The following is an 18,189-nucleotide window of genomic DNA, read 5'->3' as shown; positions in this document are numbered from 1 at the left end:
ATTTGATATGACTCAGTCAAGGACTTTGGCGGCGTGTCGTCGGGATGGCGAGCGGCGGGGCGGTGGGGCGGCGCCGGGTCGTGTTCGTCGTCCGTCCGTCGTCTTGCGGGGTGCTCATGTCCGAGGTGTCGTCGTCTGCGCAGTCTCCGGGTCCGGCGCCCGGCCCGTCCGCGGCCTCCGGCCCGGCACCCGCCTCGGGCAACCGCGCCGACTGGCAGCCGCTGCTCGACGACCTCACGCGCCGCCGTTCCGCCTCGCGTGCCATGGGCGGCCCGGCCAAGGTCGCCCGCTACTCCGCCGCCGGGCGGCTGCATGCCCGGGCGCGGGTCGACGCGCTCCTCGACCCCGGGTCGTTCACCGAGCTGGGCACGCTGGCCGGCGGCGCCGACGCCCCGTCCGACGCGTTCGTGGCCGGGTCGGGGCGGATCGACGGGCGGCCGGTCTTCGTCGGCGCGGAGGACTTCACCGTGCAGGGCGGGTCGATCGGGCCCGCGGCCGCCGCGAAACGGGCGCGGCTGGCGCGGCTCGCGGGACAGGAACGCGCGCCGCTGGTGATGCTCCTCGAAGGCGCCGGGCACCGGGCGACGAACGCGCTGCAAGGCCACACCGCGTCCCCCAACGACCTCCAGGCGCTCACCGAGCTCGCCGGTGTCGTCCCGACCGTCGCGGTGGTGACCGGCCCCTCGGCCGGCCACGGCGCGCTCACCGCGCCGCTGTCCGACTTCGTGGTCATGGTCGAAGGCGCCGGTGCGCTGTTCACCGCCGGTCCCCCGCTGGTCGCCGCGGCGATCGGCGAGCGGGTCGACAAGCTCACCCTCGGCGGCACCGACGTGCACTGCGTGGCCAGCGGTGTCGCGCACAACGCCGCCGCCGACGACCGGGCCGCGCTGCGGCTGGTGCGGCGCTACCTGTCGTACTTGCCGTCGAACGCGTGGCAGCACCCGCCGTTCGCGGGTGCCGGGCAAGGCAATGCCGACACCGGGCCGCGCAGCACCGACGCGGTCCTGGACCTGATCCCGCCGGACGCGCGGCGCCCCTACGACATGCACGCCGTGCTCGACACCGTGTTCGATGCGCGTTCGGTGCTGGAAATCCAGCCCGCGTACGGGGCTTCGGTGCTGACCGCGTTCGCCCGCCTGGGCGGCCACGCGGTCGCGGTCGTCGCCAACCAGCCCGCGGTGCGGGCCGGGACGATCGACGCGGACGCGGCGAGCAAGGCCGCGCGGTTCGTCGAAGTCTGCGGCGCGTTCCACCTTCCGGTGGTGTTCCTCGCCGACAACCCGGGCGTGCTCGCCGGGACGGTGTCCGAGCGCGCCGGGATTCTGCGCGCGTCGGCACGGCTGTTCGCGGCCCAGCACCGGCTGCGGGTACCGAAGTTGCACGTGACGCTGCGCAAGGCGTTCGGGTTCGGTAGTTCGGTGATGGCGATGAACCCGTTCGACGCGCAGACGATTTCGTATGCGCTTCCGGGCGTGACCCTCGGCGGGATTCCGGCCGCAGCGGGCGCCGCGACGGCGAAGCAGGACGCCGAGACGCGGGACCGGCTGGTGGCGAACGAGTCGTCGGGTCCGTGGCGTTCGGCGAATTCGCTGTCGTACGACGACGTGATCGACCCGCGCGAACTGCGCAACGCGCTGCTCGCCGGCCTCGACCGCGCCGCCGCCCGCACCGCCGAACCGCCGACCCCTGTCACTCGTGTGGGTTACCTCCCCTGACCGGTGCCGACCTGCGCGGTTGGTTGCCGCGACGCCGACGCCTCGTCGGTATCGGCGTCGCGGCCGGGGTGTCCACCCGTAGGCGGGACGGCTCCCGCGGACTTCGGTGGGAACCTCCGCGGGCCCGGTAGCCTGCCGCCGTGAAGGCACGTCGGGTGGGGATTGTGGTTGCGGCAAGCGTGTTGGCGGCGTCGGGAGGGGTGGCCTACTGGCAGCCGGATTCCGGCCATCCGCCGGAAGCCGCGTCGGAGCGTTCGGTAGCGCCCACACTGACGGCGAAGGCCGTGCCGGTCCGCCCCGCGGGCGCGCCCTGCACGCTCCCCGCGGGCGCCGCGCACCGCGGCGCGAGTTCGGAGGAACCCGAGAACACCATGGCCGCGTTCACGCGCGCGGTCGCCGAGGGTGCCCCGGCGATCGAACTCGACGTCCAGTGGACACGTGACGGCATCCCCGTGATCATGCACGACGACACCGTCGACCGGACCACGCGCGGGCAGGGCGCCGTCGCCTCGATGACGGCGGCGGAGGTCGCCGAACTGGACGCCGGACGAGGTCAGCACGTGCCGACGTTGGAAAGCGTGCTGGCGATGGCCGCCAAGACGAAGACGCTGGTGCTGGTCGAACTGAAGACGGTGCCGACGCCGGCGCAAGTACCGAAGCTGCTGGACGTGTTGCGGCGCTCGGGCGCTCCGGTGATCGTGCACTCGTTCCTGCGCAAGGCGTTGCAGACGCTGCACGCGGCGGACGCGTCCGTGCAGGCCGGCCTGACCACCGCGGACGACGTGACGCCCGCGGACGCCGCCGGGTTCGGCCGCTTCCTCAACATCCGCGCCGACCGGATCACGCCGGACAAGGTCCGGGCGTGGCAGGCGGCCGGCATGAAGGTGTACGCGTGGACCGTCGACGACCGCGACCGTTGGGCATCGCTCGCCGCGGCCGGCGTCGACGGGATCGTGACGAACAAGGTGGGGCCGTACGTGGAGTGGCGGCGGGGCCAGTGCGCCGGTGAGAAGGCGGGGGCTGCGCCGGCGGGGGCGAGCGCTACGCCGCGTTGACGGGGGCCGATGCGCGGCCGAGCACCCCGGTGCGCCTTCTCATCTGACGGACCATCGGGTACGCAAGTGCGCATGCGGAAGACGATCGTGGACGGGCTGTGCTTCGGCGAGGGCCCGCGCTGGCATGACGGCAGGCTGTGGTTCTCCGACTTGCTCGGCCACCAAGTGTGGTCGTCCGACGAGACGGGCTCCGATGCGGCGCCGGTTGCCGAGTACCCGGACGACCAGGTCTCCGGGCTGGGCTTCCTCCCCGACGGCGACGTCCTGGCCGTCGCGATGGCCGAGCGGCGGGTGCTGCGTCTGCACGACGGGGCGTGGTCGACGCACGCGGAACTCGACGGGCTGGGCCGCCACCACGTCAACGACATGGTCGTGCGCGCGGACGGCTTCGCGTACGTCGGGCAGATGGGCTACGACTTCCACAGCCACGGCTCCCGCCCCGAGCCGATGCCGCTGATCGGCGTGGCCCCGGACGGCACGGCCCGCGCGGTCGCCGACGACCTGCACTGCGCGAACGGGATGGCGTTGTCGCCCGACGGCTCGCTGCTGATCGTCGCGGAGAGCGCGGCTCGGCGGCTGACCGCGTTCGACGTCGCGCCCGACGGCTCGCTGTCCGGCCGCCGCGTCTACGCGCCGCTCGGCGACGGCGACCATCCCGACGGGATCTGCCTCGACGCGGAAGGCGCGGTCTGGGTCGCATGCCCCGTCGCACGCCGCTTCGTCCGGGTCCGCGAAGGCGGCGGCGTCGCCGAGGCCGTCGAACTCGACGGCGAGCGCCGCGCGATCGCCTGCGTGCTGGGCGGCGCCGACCGCCGCACGCTGTTCCTGGTCACCGCCGCCACGCTCGGCGACGCGGCCAAGTCCCGCGAACTCCGCGCGGGCCGAGTCGAAGCGGTGCGGGTGGACGTGGCCGGGGCGGGGAGGCCGTAGGAGCCGGGCGGCGGTGCGGAGCGCCGGGCCGGCGGTACGTCCCCGCCGGTCGGTGCCTCACCCCGCCGCCAGCAGCACCGTTCCCGCCAGCGCCAGCCCCGCGCCCACCGCCTGCGCGCGCAGGAGCCGTTCCTTGAGGATTCCGCGCGCGGCGAGCGCCGTGACGACCGGGTAGAGCGAGGCCAGCACCGCGGCCACCGTGACCGGCCCGGTCCGGGTGGACAACGCGTAGGTCCCGTTCGCGGCGGTGTCGACCAGGCCGACGACGGCGACGGCGGGGAGGGCGGACCACGCGAGGCCGCGCCGGGAGGAGCCTTCCCGGTCGGAGAAGTCCCCGGGTATCGCGGTCGCGTCCGGCACAGTCCCGGTCGCCAGGGGTGCCGCCGTCCGCCGGCGCCCCCGCCTCTCCCCCGCCACCAACACCACTCCCCCGACCGCCACGTTCACCGTGCGCTGCACCAGCAACGCCAGGAACAGCCCCGGGATCGTCACCGACGCCTCCGCGATCAGGGCGAACACCGTGCCGAAGCCGAGCGCCGCGCCCAGCGTCAGCAGAATCGTGGTCCGCTGCACCGGCGCTCCGCCGGTACGGGGGCCGCCCGCCAGGGCAATGCCCACGATGGCGACGGCGATTCCGGCGTACTGCAGGGCTCCGGGGCGTTCGCCGTTGACCGCGAATCCGATGCCGACGGGGATCGCGACGCCGGCGGTCGCCAGCGGCGAGACCACGCCCATCGGCCCGCGGGCGAGCGCCGAGTAGAAGCACAACAGCGCGAGCGGGCCGACGCAGCCGGCCGCGAAGGCGTACCAAAGCCGGTGTCCGGCTTCGGTGTACGCGCCGGTCGCCGCCACGACGACGGCGAGGACGAGGGCCGCGGCTCCTTGCGAGCAGACGACGACGCGGGCGGCGGGCACGCGTCGGGACAGCAGGCCCGCGCCGAAGTCGGCGAGTCCCCACAGTCCGCTGGTGAGCAGCGCGAGCGCGATCGTCATTGGTCCAGCCCTCGGTCCAGTACGGTGAACTGATCGGTGCACTGGACAGTAGTGCACTCCAGTGGACCATGTCAGCCACAATATTGGACGGTGCCGTGCCCGACCTGGAGCTGGTCACGCAGTCGATCGCGCGCAACACGAAGCGGCTGCGCCAAGCGCGCGACTTCAGCCTCGACATGCTGGCGGCGCGAGCGGGCGTGAGCCGCGGCATGCTCATCCAGATCGAGCAGGCCCGCACGAACCCGAGCATCGGGACGCTGGTGCGCGTCGCCGACGCGCTCGGCGTCAGCATCGCGCAGCTGCTGGACTACTCGGACACGCCCGCGGTGCGGATCACGCCCGCGGAGGAGTCCGTCGCACTGTGGTCGACGGAGGCGGGCAGCGAAGGCCGGCTGCTGGGCGGCACCGAGGCGCCCGGTCCGCTGGAGTTGTGGAGCTGGCTGCTGATGCCCGGCGAGGGCCACGACTCGGAGCCGCATCCGCCGGGCACCGCGGAGCTGGTGCGGGTCGACGAGGGCGAGCTGACGCTGCTGCTGGACGGCCGCGCCTACACCGTCCCGACCGGCGCCACCGCGCACTTCGAGTCGCACGTCGCGCACGGCTACCACAACGGCGGCGGCACGCCGGTGCGGATCACCCTGGTGGTGTCGGTGCCGCCCCCGCAGTAGCCGCTCCCGGGCGCCGAGCGCCGCCTCCCCCGGCCGCGCAAATTTCCGCGCCTCGACGCGTGCATTTATGGCACTGCGTGCCATAGCGTGGTCCCGGCCGACCCCGGCGGCCGCAACGGCCGTCTCCGGTTCTGCCGGTACGTCACCGCGTCGTCAAGGAGCAGCGATCATGAGTGTTTCCCCCGCGTCCGGCCGCACCGTTCTGGTCACCGGCGGCGGCTCCGGCATCGGCCGGGCGATGGCCGCCGCGTTCGCGGCCCAGGGCGACCGCGTGGTCGTGGCCGACCTGTCCGCCGAGACGGCCGGCAAGACGGTCGCCGAGATCGAGGCGGCGGGCGGCACCGCCACGGCCGTGCAGGTCGACGTCGCGGACGAGGCGTCGGTCGCGGCGATGGTCGAGACGGCCGTGAGCACGTACGGCGGTCTGAACGTGCTGTGCAACAACGCCGGCGTCCTCGACTCGATGGGCCTGTTGGAGGACATCTCGCTCGCCGAGTGGCAGCGCACCCTCGGGGTGAACCTGACCGGCGTGTTCCTGGTCGCGCGCGCCGCGCTGCCGCACCTGCTGGCGAGCAAGGGCAGCATCATCAACACCGCGTCGGAGGCGGGCATACGCGGCGGTTGCGGCGGGCCGTCGTACACCGCGTCGAAGCACGGCGTGGTTGGTCTGACCCGGAGCATCGCGTACATGTACCGGGAGCAGGGTCTGCGCTGCAACGCGATCTGCCCGGGCGGGGTCAACACGAACATCGTGCAGGGGGCGATGAGCGAGGACGGCTTCGGCCGCCTGTCGGGCGTGCTCATGAACGCGGGTGCGATGGCCGAGCCGGAGCAGATGGCCTCGGTCGCGGTGTTCCTGGCGTCGGACGCCGCTTCGTACGTGAACGGCGCGATCATGCCGGTCGACGGCGGCTGGTTCGCGGGCTGATCCGCGGCGGGCACGTGCGCGGGCGGTCGGCCCGCCCGCGCACGTGGCGTGCCGCGGCGTCTCCCGGTACGGAAGAATCACCGCATGTTGTTCGGCATTCTCGGCTCGGTCGAGGCACATCACGAGGACGGCACCGCGGTCGCGGTCGGGGGTCCGCGGGTCCGTTCGCTGCTGGCGCTGCTGCTGCTCGACGCGGGGCGGATCGTGCCGACCGAAACGCTGGTCGACGCGCTGTACGGCGAGGAGCCGCCCGCGGGTGCGGCCAACGCGCTGCAGTCGCAGGTGTCCCGGCTGCGCCGCGGGCTGCGCGACGAGGCGGGCACCGACAAGCTCGTCGAGTTCCACGCCGCCGGATACCGGCTGTCGGTGACGCCCGACCAGGTCGACGCGCACCGGTTCACCCGGCTCGCGCGCGACGGGCGGCAGGCGTTGGCGTCCGGACGGCATGCGGAGGCCTCGGAGCTGCTGGGCAGTGCGCTGGCGCTGTGGCGCGGGCCCGCGTTCGCCGACATCCTGCACGCGCCGTTCGCGCCCGCGCGGTCCGCGGCGTGGGAAGAACACCGCCTGGACGCGCTCGCCGACCGCATCGAAGCCGACCTGGCCCTCGGCCGCCACCAGGACGTGCTGGGCGAACTGCGGCAGCTCGTCGCCGCACACCCGCTGCGCGAACGACTCGTCGGGCAGCTCATGCGGGCGCTGTACGGGGCGGGCCGCCAGGCCGACGCGCTCGCCGTCTACGAGGACACCCGGCGGTTGCTCGCCGACGAACTCGGCACCGACCCGTCCGCGGATCTCGCCGCCCTCCACCTCGACATCCTCCGCGCGGCACCGTCGCTGACCACGGCCTCCCCGGCACCGGCACCCGGCCCGTCCGCCGCGCCGGAGCCGGCGGCCCCGACCGCACCCGAAGGCCCCGAACGGCGCGGCCTGCCCGCCGCGCTGACGAGCTTCGTCGGCCGCGACGCCGAACTGGCGCGCATCGCCGAGCTGTCCGGCCGGGCCCGGCTGATCACCCTCACCGGGCCGGGCGGCACCGGCAAGACCCGGCTGTCCGTGGAAGCCGGGCGGCGCGCCGAAGGCGACGTGTGCTTCGTCGACTTGGCGCCGGTGCGGCGCGAGGACGAGCTGGCGCAGACCGTGCTGTCCGCGCTCGGGCTGCGCGGCGGCAGCCTGATGCCCGCGGGTCCCGGGCAGTTCGACGACGACACCGAGCGGCTGATCACCGGCCTCGCGACGCGCGAGCTGCTGCTGATCCTGGACAACTGCGAGCAGGTCGTCGCCGACGTGGCGCGGTTGACGCACCGCCTGCTGGCGGCGTGCCCGGGCGTGCGGGTGCTGGCGACGAGCCGCGAGGCGCTGGGGATCACCGGCGAGTCGCTGTGCCCGGTGCCGCGCCTGGCGCTGCCCGCGCCGGACGCCTCGCCCGACGAGGCCCTCGCGTCGCCGGCGGTGCGGCTGTTCGCCGACCGGGCCGCCGCGGTGCGCCCCGACTTCGTGCTCGACGCCGGCACGGTGCCGATCGTGCAGGCGGTGTGCGACGCGCTCGACGGACTGCCGCTCGCGATCGAACTGGCCGCCGCCCGGCTGCGTGCGCTGCCGTTGGCGCAGGTCGCGGCGCGGCTGGACGACCGGTTCCGGCTGCTGTCGCGCGGCGACCGGGCCGCGGCGCCGCGGCACCAGACGCTGCGTGCGGTGGTCGAGTGGAGCTGGGAACTCCTCGACGAGGCCGAGCAGACCCTGGCACGGCGGCTGACCGTGTTCCCGGGCGGGGCGACGATCGAGGCGGCCGCGCGGGTGTGCGGGGTCGACGAGGACGAGGTCGTCGACCTGCTGGCGGACCTCGCGGACAAGTCGCTGATAGAGCCGTCCGGGCCGGACGACGCGGGACCGTACCGGTACCGCATGTTCGAGACGATCCGGCTGTACGGCGCGGAACGGCTCGACGAGGCCGGGGAACGCGCCGCGCTGGAGAAAGCGCACGCGGCCTACTTCCTGGAGTTCGCCGACCACGCCGAGCCGTATCTGCGGACCCGCGAGCAACTGGAGTGGCTCGCCCGCCTGCGGGCCGATCACGCGAACCTGCGCGCCGCGGTGCGGTGGGCCGTCGACGCCGACCCGGTGGCCGCGCTGCGGCTCGGCGCGGCGCTGGCCTGGTACTGGTGGCTGCGCGGCGTGCGCTACGAAGCGGCCGTGCCGAACCTCGAACTCATCGGGAAGATCGGGCCGGTGCCGCCGGACGGCATGACCGAGGAATACCTGATGTGCCTCATGACCGCGATACCCGCGGTCGACCCGGCGACCGGCGCCCACGCCGATCTGCTCGGGCGGGCACTGCCGCTGATGAACACGCTGCCGCACAAGCCGCGTCGCCCGCAGATGTGGGTCATGGTCGGGATGGCGGTCGGCCCGGACGCGGGCCGCCAGGACCCGGCGTGGGCCTTGATGGGCGAGGACCCGTGGTCGCGGGCGATCCTGCACATCGGACAGGGCTTCATGGCCCTGTACGGCGGTGAACTTCCGGCGGCTCGCGCGGAGTTCGAGGAGTCGCTGGCCCGGTTCCGGAAGATCGGCGACCAGTGGGGCATCGCGAACTCGATCGACCAGCTCGCGGTCCTGGAGGACTGGTCGGGCGACCTGACGGGCGCGCTGGCGCTGACCGACGAGGCGCTGGACATGATGGGCCGCCTCGGGATCACCGAGGACATCGACGACCTGCTGGTGCGGCGCGGCGACATGCGGCTGCGGGCCGGTGATCCGGAGGGAGCGCGCGCGGACTACGAGCGCGCCATGCGGTCGGCGCAGCGGACCGGCCGCCCGATGACCGCGGCCGGGGCGCGGTGCGGGCTGGGGGTTCTGGCTCGGCTCGCCGGCGATCCGGGCGAGGCGCGGCGGCTGCAGGAGCAGGCGTTGGCGGAGTGTCCGTCGAGCACGTTCGGCAGTGAGGAATCGGTCGCGGGCATCCTCACGGAACTGGCCTGGACGGCGTTGGAGCTGGACGAGGACACCCGGACGGCGCGCGGCCTGGCCTGGGCGACGGTGGAGATGACGTACGCGCGCAGCAATTTCATGTCCGCGGCGTGCGGCATCGAGGCGCTGGCGGGCTCGGCCGCGCGCGACGGCGACGCGGCGGGGGCGGCGGCGCTGCTCGGGCTGGGCGCGGCGGTGCGCGGCGCGGCGATCCCGGGACAGCCGGACGTCGCGCGCGTGACGGCGGCGGCGCGGACGGCCTTGGGGGCGGCCGAGTTCGAGACGGCGTACACGGCGGGCGCGGCGGTGCCGCGCACCGACGTGGTGGAGTTCGTGGCGCGGTTCGGCGCCGGTTAGCGGGTGCCGCGCGAAGGTGCGGTCGGTGCCCGATCGTGGGCGCCCGGGGCGGAGAGGCACGACGCCATGACAGGCGAGCAAGACGGGAACGGCAGCCGACGGCTCACGCGCCGAAACGCGCTGGTCCTGGGCGCAGTCGGCGTGACCGGCGCGGCGACCGGCACCGCGGCATTGCCGACGGGTGCGGCCCAGGGTGCCGACACCACCCCGCGCGACGACGACGGTGGGTCGGGCGGCGACATGTATCCCACGAATACCGCTTTGTACGCCGATCCCGCGCTGCGCGAGGGACGCGACTGGGCACGCCGCTACCGCAAGCACGCGGCCTTCGACGACGCGCAGGGCAACAGCCCGGCGTTCGGGGGCACGGCCGTCCTGGCTCCGCACGGCGGCGGTATCGAACGCGGCACGTCCGAACTGTGCCTGGCCGTCGCCGGCTACCGGCCCGCGGACCTGACACCGTCCGGGGGACCGACGTACGACTACTGGATGTTCGAGGGGCTGCTGACCAACCGCAACGCCCGCCTGCACGTGACGTCCACGCATTGCGACGACCCGGTGGCGCTGGCCCTGGCCGGCGGCAGCGGGACGGCCCTGTCGTTGCACGGCTGCACGGCCAGGCAGGCGGGCGCCACGGGCGACGGCCAAGCCGTCGTGGTCGGCGGCCTCGACGCCGAGTTCCGGCGCGTGACCCGGACGGCCCTCCAAGCGGCGGGCTTCCGGGTCGTCGACGGCGCCGACGTCCCGTCCCTCGCCGGCCGGGCTGCCGACAACCTCGTCAACCGCACGCTGTCCGGCGGCGGCGTCCAGCTCGAACTGACCGCCGGACTCCGGGACGCGATGTTCGCCGCGGGCAAGAACACCGTCGCCGCGCGCGCCTCGAACACGACCGGGACCTTCGACGCGTTCGTCCGCGCAATCCGCAGGGCAATCGCCACCCGCGACCAGGACGCGAACGTGCCCGCCCGCGTCTGAGAACGCGGCGCGACTCAGCCCGCGCTCTCCTCCTCCACGACCGCATCGCGCAGCTTGGCGAACTCCGCCGCCAACGTGTCCACGGTGAAGTGCGCGTTCAACCCGCTCGGGTTCGGCAGCACCCACACGCCGGTCTCGCCCAGCTTGTCCGGCTGGCGACCGAGCACGGCCTTCGGCTTCCCGAACGCCGTCCGGTACGCGCCGATGCCGACCACCGCAAGCCAGGCCGGGCGCACCTCGGCCACCTTGGCCCGCAGCACCTTCCCGCCGTCCCGGTATTCGTCCGCGCTCAGCTCCGCGGCTCCGGCGGTGGCCCGGGCCACGACGTTGGTGATCCCGTAGCCGAGCGCCACGAGTTCCTGCTGCTCGTCGGGGCGAAACAGCCGCGGAGTGAACCCGGCCCGATGCAGCGCGGGCCAGAACCGGTTGCCCGGCCGCGCGAAGTGATGCCCGGTCACCGCGGACATCAGCCCGGGGTTGATCCCGCAGAACAGCACCCGCAGGTCGGGTCCGATGACATCGGGGATGGTCCGCCCGACGGCGGCGGCGAGTTCGTCACGGGTATGGCGCTGAGTCACACGCCCAGTCTCCCCGACCGGACGCCGGCCCACGACGGGGGCTCCCCTGCCGAAAACGCCACCGCCGTCGCGGGCGGCCCGGTCGGGGAATGCCGAACCTCGGCGAGCCAAGCGCCGCGCCCCACCGCATCCCACCGCGTCCCGAAATTATGATGGTTGACTCTCAATTGATAGTCGACCATCATTTCCTGTGTGCTCCCCCTCCCCTCCCTCCCCGAAGTCCTCGATCCCGCCGCTCCCTTGGGCCTGCGGGATCGCAAGAAGCTCCAGGTGCGCGCGGCGATCGTCGATGCCGCGCTGACGCTCTTCGCCGAGGACGGGTACGACGCGACGACCGTCCCGGACATCGCCGCGCGGGCCGGGGTGTCGTCCGCGACCGTGGCGCGGTACTTCCCGGCGAAGGAAGGGCTGCTGTTTCCCGAGCAGGACGTCCGGATCCCGGCACTGCGCGCCGCCATCGCGGCGCGGCCCGCCGGGGAGGCACCGCTGAAGGCGATCGCGGCCGCGCTGGCGGCGCAGGCGCCGTTGGATGCGGAGACGCGCCGTCGGCTGGCCCTCGCGCGCAGCGCGCTCGCCGGGTCCGCGGTGCTCCGCGGCCGGGCCGCCGGGCTGCTCGGCCGGTGGCGGGACGGCATCGCCGGCGCGATCGCCGAGCACGCCCGGATGCCGGACGACGATGCCCGCGTACTCGCCACCGCCGTCGTCGCCGTGCTCGACGACGTCGCCGAGCGGTGGGCGGCCGACGGCGCCCGCGGCGACCTGCCCGCGATGGTCCGCCGCGCCCTCGACACCCTCGCCGGGGACCGGCCCGCACCCGGATCCGCGTAACCGGCACCACGCACACCGAGCAAGGCCCAGCACCCCCCGCTGCTAAGGAGATCCGTATGACCACCGGCCCGGCCACCGCAGCGCCCGGCACGACGGCAGCACCCGGCACGCCCGTCGGTGCCCCCGTCCCCATCGTCTCCGCCGACTGCCACATCGGTCCCCGGCTCGTCGAAGACCTCCGCCCCTACTGCCCCGCCGGTCTCCTCGACGCATTCGACGCCTATGTGGCCGACCCGAACCGGTCGCGCGGGCGCTATCTCGAACGCAGCGAGGAGATCGACCCGGCCGGTCCATGGCGCAACCGGCTCACCGACGGGCACCACGATCCGGCCGCCCGCCGCCGGGATCTCGACGGCGAAGGCGTCGCCGCCGAAGTGATCTTCCACGGCAGCCAGAACGACCAGCCGGTGCCGTTCCAGACGTCGATGCTGGGCGCCAACGACAATCCCGAACTGGCCGCGGAAGGCATCCGGATCTACAACCGGTGGCTGGCCGACGTGTGCCGCGATGCCCCGCACCGGCACGTCGGGCTCGCGCACCTGCCGATGTGGGACATCGACGCCGCGACCGCCGAGCTGCGCCGGGCCCGCGAGGACGGCCTCGGCGGGGTCAACTTCCCGGCTCCGCGGCCGTGGCTGCGGCATTACAACGACCGGTCGTGGGAGCCGTTCTGGGCGGCCGCCGCCGAGTTGCGGATGCCGTTGACGACGCATTCGGGGGCGGGCGATCCGACGCTGTTCGCCGGTCCCGAGCTGGGTGCCCTGCAGCAGATCGAGTCCGGGGGCTGGTACAGCCGCCGCGCGCTGCACCACCTCGTCTTCTCCGGGGTGTTCGAGCGGCACCCGGACCTGGCGCTGGTGCTGACCGAGCAGCCGGGCGAGTGGTGGCCGTACACCGCCACCGAACTCGACACCGTGCACATGTCCGCCACCCGCGGCAACCGCGCCCTGGCCGCGCAGGTGCCGGAGCTGCCGAGCCACTACATGCGGCGCAACGTGTACATCGGCGCGAGTTTCCTCTCCCGTTCCGAGGCGGTGGGCGCGGTGCGCGACGGGTACGCCGACCGGGTGATGTGGGGGTCGGACTACCCGCACATGGAGGGCACGTACCAGTACGGCGAACCGGTCGCGCACGGCAAGCTCTCGATCCGCAACACGTTCGCCGGGCTCGACGAGGCCGCGGTCCGCGCCATGCTCGGCGGCACCGCGGCCGCCGTCTACGGCCTCGACACCGGGCAACTCGCCAAGACGGCGCACGAGATCGGCGCGCCCACGTTCGAGGAGATCAGCGAGCCCCTGGACCGGGTCCCGGCGGGCGCCAGCCCGTTCGCCTTCCGCACGGTCGGCCCTTGGGCGTAAGCCGGGCAGCGGGCGCCGCGGCCGCGAAGCGCCGCGCCCGCGGAATGGCGTGGACTCCCCCGCCCTGGACGATCTAGCGTCGGGAGATCATCCCCGGCGTCGCCCGGCGACGCCGGACCACGGCACCGGACCACCAGGACTCGGGGAGCACATGACCACGGCACACCACGACGACGCGTCCGCCGACTCCGCCCGCGCGGGGACGGCCCCGGTCACCTTCGTCACCGGCGGGTCGAGCGGCATCGGCGCGGAGACCGTGCGTCGGCTGCTCGCCGCCGGGCACCGGGTCGCGGCGACCGGGCGCAGCGCGGAGAAGCTGGCCGCATTGGCCGACGAGGCCCGCGAGTTGGGTGCGCCCGACGCGCTGCTGACGTTCGCGGGGGACGCGGGCGACTGGGGCGAGGTGTCGGCGGCGGTCGAGGAGACCGTGCGGGTGTTCGGACGGCTCGACTACGCGATCGCGAACGCGGGCTACGCGACCGGCGGCGACGTCGAGACGGGTGACCCGGAGGAGTGGCGGGACATGGTCCTGACCAACGTGCTGGGCCCGGCGCTGCTGGTGCGCGCGGCGCTCCCGGCGCTCAAGGAGTCGCAGGGCCGGATCGTGCTGGTCGGCAGCGTCGCCGGGTTCAAGAACACGCCGGGGAACCTCTATTCGATGACGAAGTTCGCGGTGACCGGTCTTGCCGAGAACGTGCGGATGCTGGTGACCGGGTACGGCATCGGCACGACGCTGATCGCGCCCGGCCGGGTGCTCACCCCGTTCTGGGACGAGCGCCCGGGCGGCGCGGCGGCGGCAGGTCCGATGATCGGCGCCGACCGGCTCGTGGACGCGATCGTGTGGGCGATCGGCCAGCCCGCGGGCGTGGACGTGAACACCCTGGTCGTCCGGCCGATCGGCCAACCGAACTGACCGCGGGCCAATGGACCAACAGAGCAACGGACCACCGAACCACCGGACCGCCGGAGCGACGAACTAACCGTCGGCCAGCAACCCGGCCGCATACTCCGCCACCGGTGTCCCCACGAAGAACTCCGGGTTCATGCGCCCGTGCAGTCGGATCGGGTCGTCGCAGGTGAAGGCCCGGAAGCGGTCCGCGGTCAGGTGTCCGCGTTCGACGAGTTCGTAGGCCTCGTGGACGACGTGGCGCATGTCGGTAACGTCCCAGTGGCCGATGTCCGAGCCGAGGACGGGTTTGAGGGTGACGCCGAGGGGGTTGTCGTAGGCCCAGGCGACGAGCGGGTCGTCGGCTTCGCAGCCGAAGTAGAAGCCGTCGAAGAGCCGGGCGATGTCGGCGGCTTCCCGGATTCCGGAGTCGCGGAAGTCGTCCAGTTCGGGCGGCGGGTTGTCGGCCTGGCCGCGCAGCGCCGCGGCGAGGCCGGGTTCGGCGAGGGACGGGCCGCCGTGCCGGGCGAACAGGTCGGCCCACAGGTCGGGGTCGATACGGGCCGGGTCGAGCCCGGCGATGTTCGGGCCGCCGCGTTTGTCGAAGTGTCCGGCGAGGTCGGCGGCGAGTTGGACGCCCCAGGTGGCGCCGCCTTCCAGGAAGGCGAAGTTCAGGCGCGGGAAGCGGTGCGCGACGCCGCCGAACACCAGGGCTTTGGCGAAGGCTTCCCCGCCGGCGGCGAAGGTGCCGATGTGGTTGTAGGCGTAGCGGGTCGAGGAGCCGCGCAGGCCGATGCCCATGGTGGGGGCGTGGACGGCGACGGCGACGCCGAGGTCGGTGCAGCGCTGCCAGACGGGGTCGTAGTCGTGAAGGCTGTCGAGCGCGAGCACGTCGTACCAGGGCTGCGGTTCCGTGCGGGCGACGACGTTGTTGAGGAGTACGGCCTTGAAGCCCAGCGTCCCGACGGCGTGGTCGAGTTCGGCGAGCGCTTCGTCGGGCGTGTGGGTGGGGATGACGGCGGCCGCGGTCATCCGGTCGCCGAGGCCCGCGGTGAGGTCGGCGAGGTACGTGTTGATCCCGCGGCACGCTCCGGTGCGGATGCCCGCGTCGGGATGCCCGGCGGCGACCAGGCCGACGCTCGGGTAGAGCACGGTGAAGTCGAGCCCGATGGCGTCCATGCGGTCGTACAGCAGTCCGGGCAGGAACGCGGTGGCGCGGTCGAGGGTGTCGCCGGGCAGCGACCACCACGGCGCGATCCACGCCCCGAGACGGCGTTGGTCGCCGGTCAGGGCGGTGAGCCGGTCGGTGCCGCTGCGGGAGGCGTAGGTGGCGGACGAGCCGAGGAAGTGGTCGGCGGCGTGGTCGCCGGCGACTTTGCGGATGACGTCGGTGAGGACGGGCAGCGCTTCGACGATGTGGCCGTCGGCGTCGACGACCGGGTGTGCGAGGCGGGGTGCGGCGGGCTCGGCGGTGGGCACGGTTCCTCCCGGGGCGTCGGTCACAGGTGGGTCGCGGCGAACGCTTCGAGTGCGGCGATCTTGGCGTCGACCGATGCGGTGGTGGGGTCGCCGACCAGCCAGGGCATGGCGGCGGTGGCGGTGACGCCGAGCTCGGCGAGGCGTGTGTAGGTGGCGGGTTCCGGCATCGCGTTGGCGATGGCGAAGACCTCGAAGTCGGGGCGGCTGTCGCCGGCCGCCTTGCGGAGGTCGGCGAGGCGGGCCACGCGTTCTTCGATCTCGTCGAAGCCGTAGTTCATGCCGAGCCAGCCGTCGTGCCGGGCCGCGCGCTCGAGGGCTTTGTCGCTCTTCCCGGCGATCAGCACGGGCAGCGGCGCCGCGGGCGCGGGGAACATGCCGGCGGGGCCGAAGTCGTGGAAGCGTCCGTGGTGTTCGGCGCGGCCGTCGGCCCAGAAGTCGGTGGCGACGGCGAGGATCTCGTCGGTGCGGGCGCCACGGGTGCGGAAATCCGCGCCCACGGTGGCGAATTCCTCGGCGAGCCAGCCGACGGCGGCGCCGAGCGCGACCCGGCCGCCGGACAGCACGGAGAGCGTGCCGAACTGCTTGGCGACGGTGAACGGGTCGCGGAGCGGCAGGACGTAGGCGTAGGTCATGAAGCGCAGCCGGGTGGTGACCGCGGCCAGTGACGCGATGACGGCGACCGCGTCGGGGAACTCCGTCTCGTGGGTGAACGGGTTCTCCCCCGACGGGTGGACGGACCCGAACGCTTCCGGAATCGCGAGGTGGTCGGCGACCAGGACCCCTTCGTAGCCGAGCCGTTCGGCGGCGCGGGCGAGGGGCGGGTACTGCTCGGTGGGCAGGCAGATGAGGGGGACCCAGAACTTCACGCGGCGGACCTCCGGGACACGAGCGCGGACGCACCGCGGATCGGGCAGCCCGATCATGCGTACCGAAGAACGCACCAAGGAGCAATGGCCGTGGGATCCGTGCGGATGCTTGACAGCCCGCAAAACGACATCGCTAGGATTACAGCTCGCTCGCTAGCATTTCGACATTTCGGGAGAGCGAATATGCGCTCACCGAGACGGCCCCAGAGCATTCCGACAGTCACCGGCAAGACAGACGAACCCGGCAAGGGGGCGTATCCGTGACATCGATCGAGGACCGCTGGCTGCGGCTGGCACCTGTGCGGATCGGTTGGCTCGGCATGGAATGGCAGCGGTTCGAACGCGAGATCACCATGGCGTTCGACGAAGCCGTCGAACGCGGCGTGCTGGACCGCCGGTACGAGTTCCTGTTCGAAGACGACGCCGGCCTGCCGCAGGGCACCGCGAAAGGCGGGGTCGACGCGTTCCGCAGGCTCGTCGACGCGGGCTGCCTCGCGGTCGCCGGCGCGAACTACACCGACTCGGCGATGGCGCTCGCCGAGCACGCCAACGCGCTGCACGTCCCGCTGATCAGCATGGCGGGGACGGACGCGTTCCACGGCGAATACTGCTTCCGGATGGGCAACGGCGACGTCGGCGGCGACCCGGCGCTGATGGTCAACTGGCTGAAACGCCAGGGCCACCGGCGGGTCGCGGTGCTCGCGCCGTGGTCGCCGATCGGCGAGGAGTACTTCCGCTTCTTCCGCCAGGAATGCCGCCGCCTCGGCGTCTCCGTGGCCGCCGTGGAAACCGTCGACTCGGGCACCACCGCGGACGCCCTCGCCGACAAACTCGCCGTGCTGCGCGCCGCCGACGCCGACGCGCTGGCCTGGCTCGGCTACGGCGGCCTCGTCGTCTCCGGCGCCGTCCGCGCCGCGCTGGAGAAGCTCGCGTGGGATCCGCCGCGCATCATGACGACCGCGTTCATGCAGTACATCTGGGGCTTCGAGCAGTTGGAAGGCTGGGTGGGCATCGATCAGTGGTGCCCGGAGAACCCGCGCATGCACCGCTTCCACGAACGCTTCGTGGCCCGCTACGGTGAGGACCCGTGGATGTGGCCGAACGCCATCCCCGGCCTCGCCTACGACATGGCCGCCGCCGTCGCCGAAGCCCTGCACCGGGCGACCGTCCTGACCGGGCCGGGCGTCAAGGAAGGCCTGGAGCGCATCCGGTTCATGCCCGCGGTCACCGGCGGGCCGAACACGCACATCGCGGGCGGACCGTACGACCACCAGCTGTTCAAGGGCGACTGGCTGCACTACGGGCGGGTCCGCAACGGAGCACTGGAGTTCGCCGGCCTGTTCGCCCCGACCGACGACTACTAGATGAATGAGTCCAAGGGTTTGCCTGCGGACATGGAGCGAGGGCGCCCAAAGTCGTGTTGTGACGCAAGACATGGACACCCTCGCGACTGCACTCTATGCCCGGATCGACGACACACTGAAGGCTTCGCCGGAACTGGCGCCGCCGCGCCCGAGAGTCGGGATCGCACCCACGCTCAGTGACGCCGAACTCCTCACACTGGCGGTCATGTCGGCGCTGCTCGGCTACACGTCCGAGCGGCGCT

Annotated in this window: 15 protein-coding genes and 1 pseudogene; 12 read left to right on the top strand and 4 right to left on the bottom strand. The window is 73.4% G+C overall.

Translation table 11 applies throughout. The annotated features are described in order from the left end of the window. Positions 1-116: 116 nt before the first annotated feature. The 3 genes from ABEA93_RS22220 (at position 117) to ABEA93_RS22210 (ending at position 3,700) form a co-directional block, all read left to right on the top strand. Positions 117-1,715, top strand: coding sequence for an acyl-CoA carboxylase subunit beta (locus ABEA93_RS22220; RefSeq protein ID WP_345677437.1), 1,599 nt, complete (start codon positions 117-119; stop codon positions 1,713-1,715). Between the two features lie 140 nt (positions 1,716-1,855). Next, entirely contained in the window at positions 1,856-2,770 is a 915-nt protein-coding gene (locus ABEA93_RS22215) for a glycerophosphodiester phosphodiesterase (protein ID WP_345677436.1), read from the top strand. Positions 2,771-2,842: 72 nt separating this feature from the next. Further along, positions 2,843-3,700: an SMP-30/gluconolactonase/LRE family protein gene (locus ABEA93_RS22210; RefSeq protein ID WP_345677435.1), complete on the top strand. Its 858-nt coding sequence runs from the start codon at positions 2,843-2,845 to the stop codon at positions 3,698-3,700. A 57-nt stretch (positions 3,701-3,757) separates the two neighbouring features. Here ABEA93_RS22210 and ABEA93_RS22205 read toward each other — a convergent pair whose 3' ends face one another. Then, positions 3,758-4,693: an EamA family transporter gene (locus ABEA93_RS22205; RefSeq protein WP_345677434.1), complete on the bottom strand. Its 936-nt coding sequence runs from the start codon at positions 4,691-4,693 to the stop codon at positions 3,758-3,760. Between the two features lie 95 nt (positions 4,694-4,788). Here ABEA93_RS22205 and ABEA93_RS22200 point away from each other — a divergent pair, with 95 nt between their 5' ends. From ABEA93_RS22200 to ABEA93_RS22185, 4 genes are all read left to right on the top strand, one after another. Then, positions 4,789-5,361 (top strand): helix-turn-helix domain-containing protein, encoded by a 573-nt coding sequence (locus ABEA93_RS22200; protein WP_345677619.1) that lies wholly within the window; start codon positions 4,789-4,791, stop codon positions 5,359-5,361. 169 nt (positions 5,362-5,530) lie between these two features. Beyond that, positions 5,531-6,289 (top strand): SDR family NAD(P)-dependent oxidoreductase, encoded by a 759-nt coding sequence (locus ABEA93_RS22195; protein ID WP_345677433.1) that lies wholly within the window; start codon positions 5,531-5,533, stop codon positions 6,287-6,289. Positions 6,290-6,373: 84 nt separating this feature from the next. Next, positions 6,374-9,613: an AfsR/SARP family transcriptional regulator gene (locus ABEA93_RS22190; RefSeq protein ID WP_345677432.1), complete on the top strand. Its 3,240-nt coding sequence runs from the start codon at positions 6,374-6,376 to the stop codon at positions 9,611-9,613. A 66-nt stretch (positions 9,614-9,679) separates the two neighbouring features. Further along, entirely contained in the window at positions 9,680-10,588 is a 909-nt protein-coding gene (locus ABEA93_RS22185) for a poly-gamma-glutamate hydrolase family protein (protein ID WP_345677431.1), read from the top strand. 14 nt (positions 10,589-10,602) lie between these two features. Here ABEA93_RS22185 and mug read toward each other — a convergent pair whose 3' ends face one another. Further along, positions 10,603-11,166 (bottom strand): G/U mismatch-specific DNA glycosylase, encoded by a 564-nt coding sequence (gene mug / locus ABEA93_RS22180; RefSeq protein WP_345677430.1) that lies wholly within the window; start codon positions 11,164-11,166, stop codon positions 10,603-10,605. A gap of 192 nt (positions 11,167-11,358) precedes the next feature. Between mug and ABEA93_RS22175 the strand changes: the two genes are divergently transcribed. From ABEA93_RS22175 to ABEA93_RS22165, 3 genes are all read left to right on the top strand, one after another. Further along, positions 11,359-11,994, top strand: a complete 636-nt coding sequence (locus ABEA93_RS22175) for a TetR/AcrR family transcriptional regulator (RefSeq protein ID WP_345677429.1) — start codon at positions 11,359-11,361, stop codon at positions 11,992-11,994. Positions 11,995-12,050: 56 nt separating this feature from the next. Next, the gene (locus ABEA93_RS22170; protein WP_345677428.1) at positions 12,051-13,352 is read left to right on the top strand and encodes an amidohydrolase family protein; all 1,302 of its coding nucleotides are present in this window, start codon (positions 12,051-12,053) and stop codon (positions 13,350-13,352) included. 151 nt (positions 13,353-13,503) lie between these two features. Then, positions 13,504-14,265, top strand: a complete 762-nt coding sequence (locus tag ABEA93_RS22165; RefSeq protein ID WP_345677427.1) for an SDR family oxidoreductase — start codon at positions 13,504-13,506, stop codon at positions 14,263-14,265. Between the two features lie 63 nt (positions 14,266-14,328). Here ABEA93_RS22165 and ABEA93_RS22160 read toward each other — a convergent pair whose 3' ends face one another. After that, positions 14,329-15,717 (bottom strand): amidohydrolase family protein, encoded by a 1,389-nt coding sequence (locus ABEA93_RS22160; protein ID WP_345677426.1) that lies wholly within the window; start codon positions 15,715-15,717, stop codon positions 14,329-14,331. Between the two features lie 20 nt (positions 15,718-15,737). Beyond that, positions 15,738-16,583: a TIGR03619 family F420-dependent LLM class oxidoreductase gene (locus ABEA93_RS22155; RefSeq protein ID WP_345677425.1), complete on the bottom strand. Its 846-nt coding sequence runs from the start codon at positions 16,581-16,583 to the stop codon at positions 15,738-15,740. A gap of 260 nt (positions 16,584-16,843) precedes the next feature. Between ABEA93_RS22155 and ABEA93_RS22150 the strand changes: the two genes are divergently transcribed. Together ABEA93_RS22150 and ABEA93_RS22145 are read left to right on the top strand one after the other, a co-directional pair. Continuing rightward, positions 16,844-17,947 (top strand): ABC transporter substrate-binding protein, encoded by a 1,104-nt coding sequence (locus tag ABEA93_RS22150; protein ID WP_345677424.1) that lies wholly within the window; start codon positions 16,844-16,846, stop codon positions 17,945-17,947. A 58-nt stretch (positions 17,948-18,005) separates the two neighbouring features. After that, positions 18,006-18,189 (top strand): annotated as a pseudogene (locus ABEA93_RS22145) (IS982 family transposase); the annotation flags it as partial.

The organism is Yinghuangia aomiensis (assembly GCF_039542225.1).
GTDB lineage: Bacteria > Actinomycetota > Actinomycetes > Streptomycetales > Streptomycetaceae > Yinghuangia > Yinghuangia aomiensis.
This window is presented reverse-complemented; position numbering and strand designations above follow the sequence as displayed.

Coding starts and splice junctions, on each gene's coding strand:
- ABEA93_RS22220 (WP_345677437.1), top strand. CDS start 117: ATGTCCGAGGTGTCGTCGTCTGCGCAGTCTCCGGGTCCGGCGCCCGGC.
- ABEA93_RS22210 (WP_345677435.1), top strand. CDS start 2,843: ATGCGGAAGACGATCGTGGACGGGCTGTGCTTCGGCGAGGGCCCGCGC.
- ABEA93_RS22195 (WP_345677433.1), top strand. CDS start 5,531: ATGAGTGTTTCCCCCGCGTCCGGCCGCACCGTTCTGGTCACCGGCGGC.
- ABEA93_RS22170 (WP_345677428.1), top strand. CDS start 12,051: ATGACCACCGGCCCGGCCACCGCAGCGCCCGGCACGACGGCAGCACCC.
- ABEA93_RS22205 (WP_345677434.1), bottom strand. CDS start 4,693: ATGACGATCGCGCTCGCGCTGCTCACCAGCGGACTGTGGGGACTCGCC.
- ABEA93_RS22190 (WP_345677432.1), top strand. CDS start 6,374: ATGTTGTTCGGCATTCTCGGCTCGGTCGAGGCACATCACGAGGACGGC.
- ABEA93_RS22185 (WP_345677431.1), top strand. CDS start 9,680: ATGACAGGCGAGCAAGACGGGAACGGCAGCCGACGGCTCACGCGCCGA.
- ABEA93_RS22165 (WP_345677427.1), top strand. CDS start 13,504: ATGACCACGGCACACCACGACGACGCGTCCGCCGACTCCGCCCGCGCG.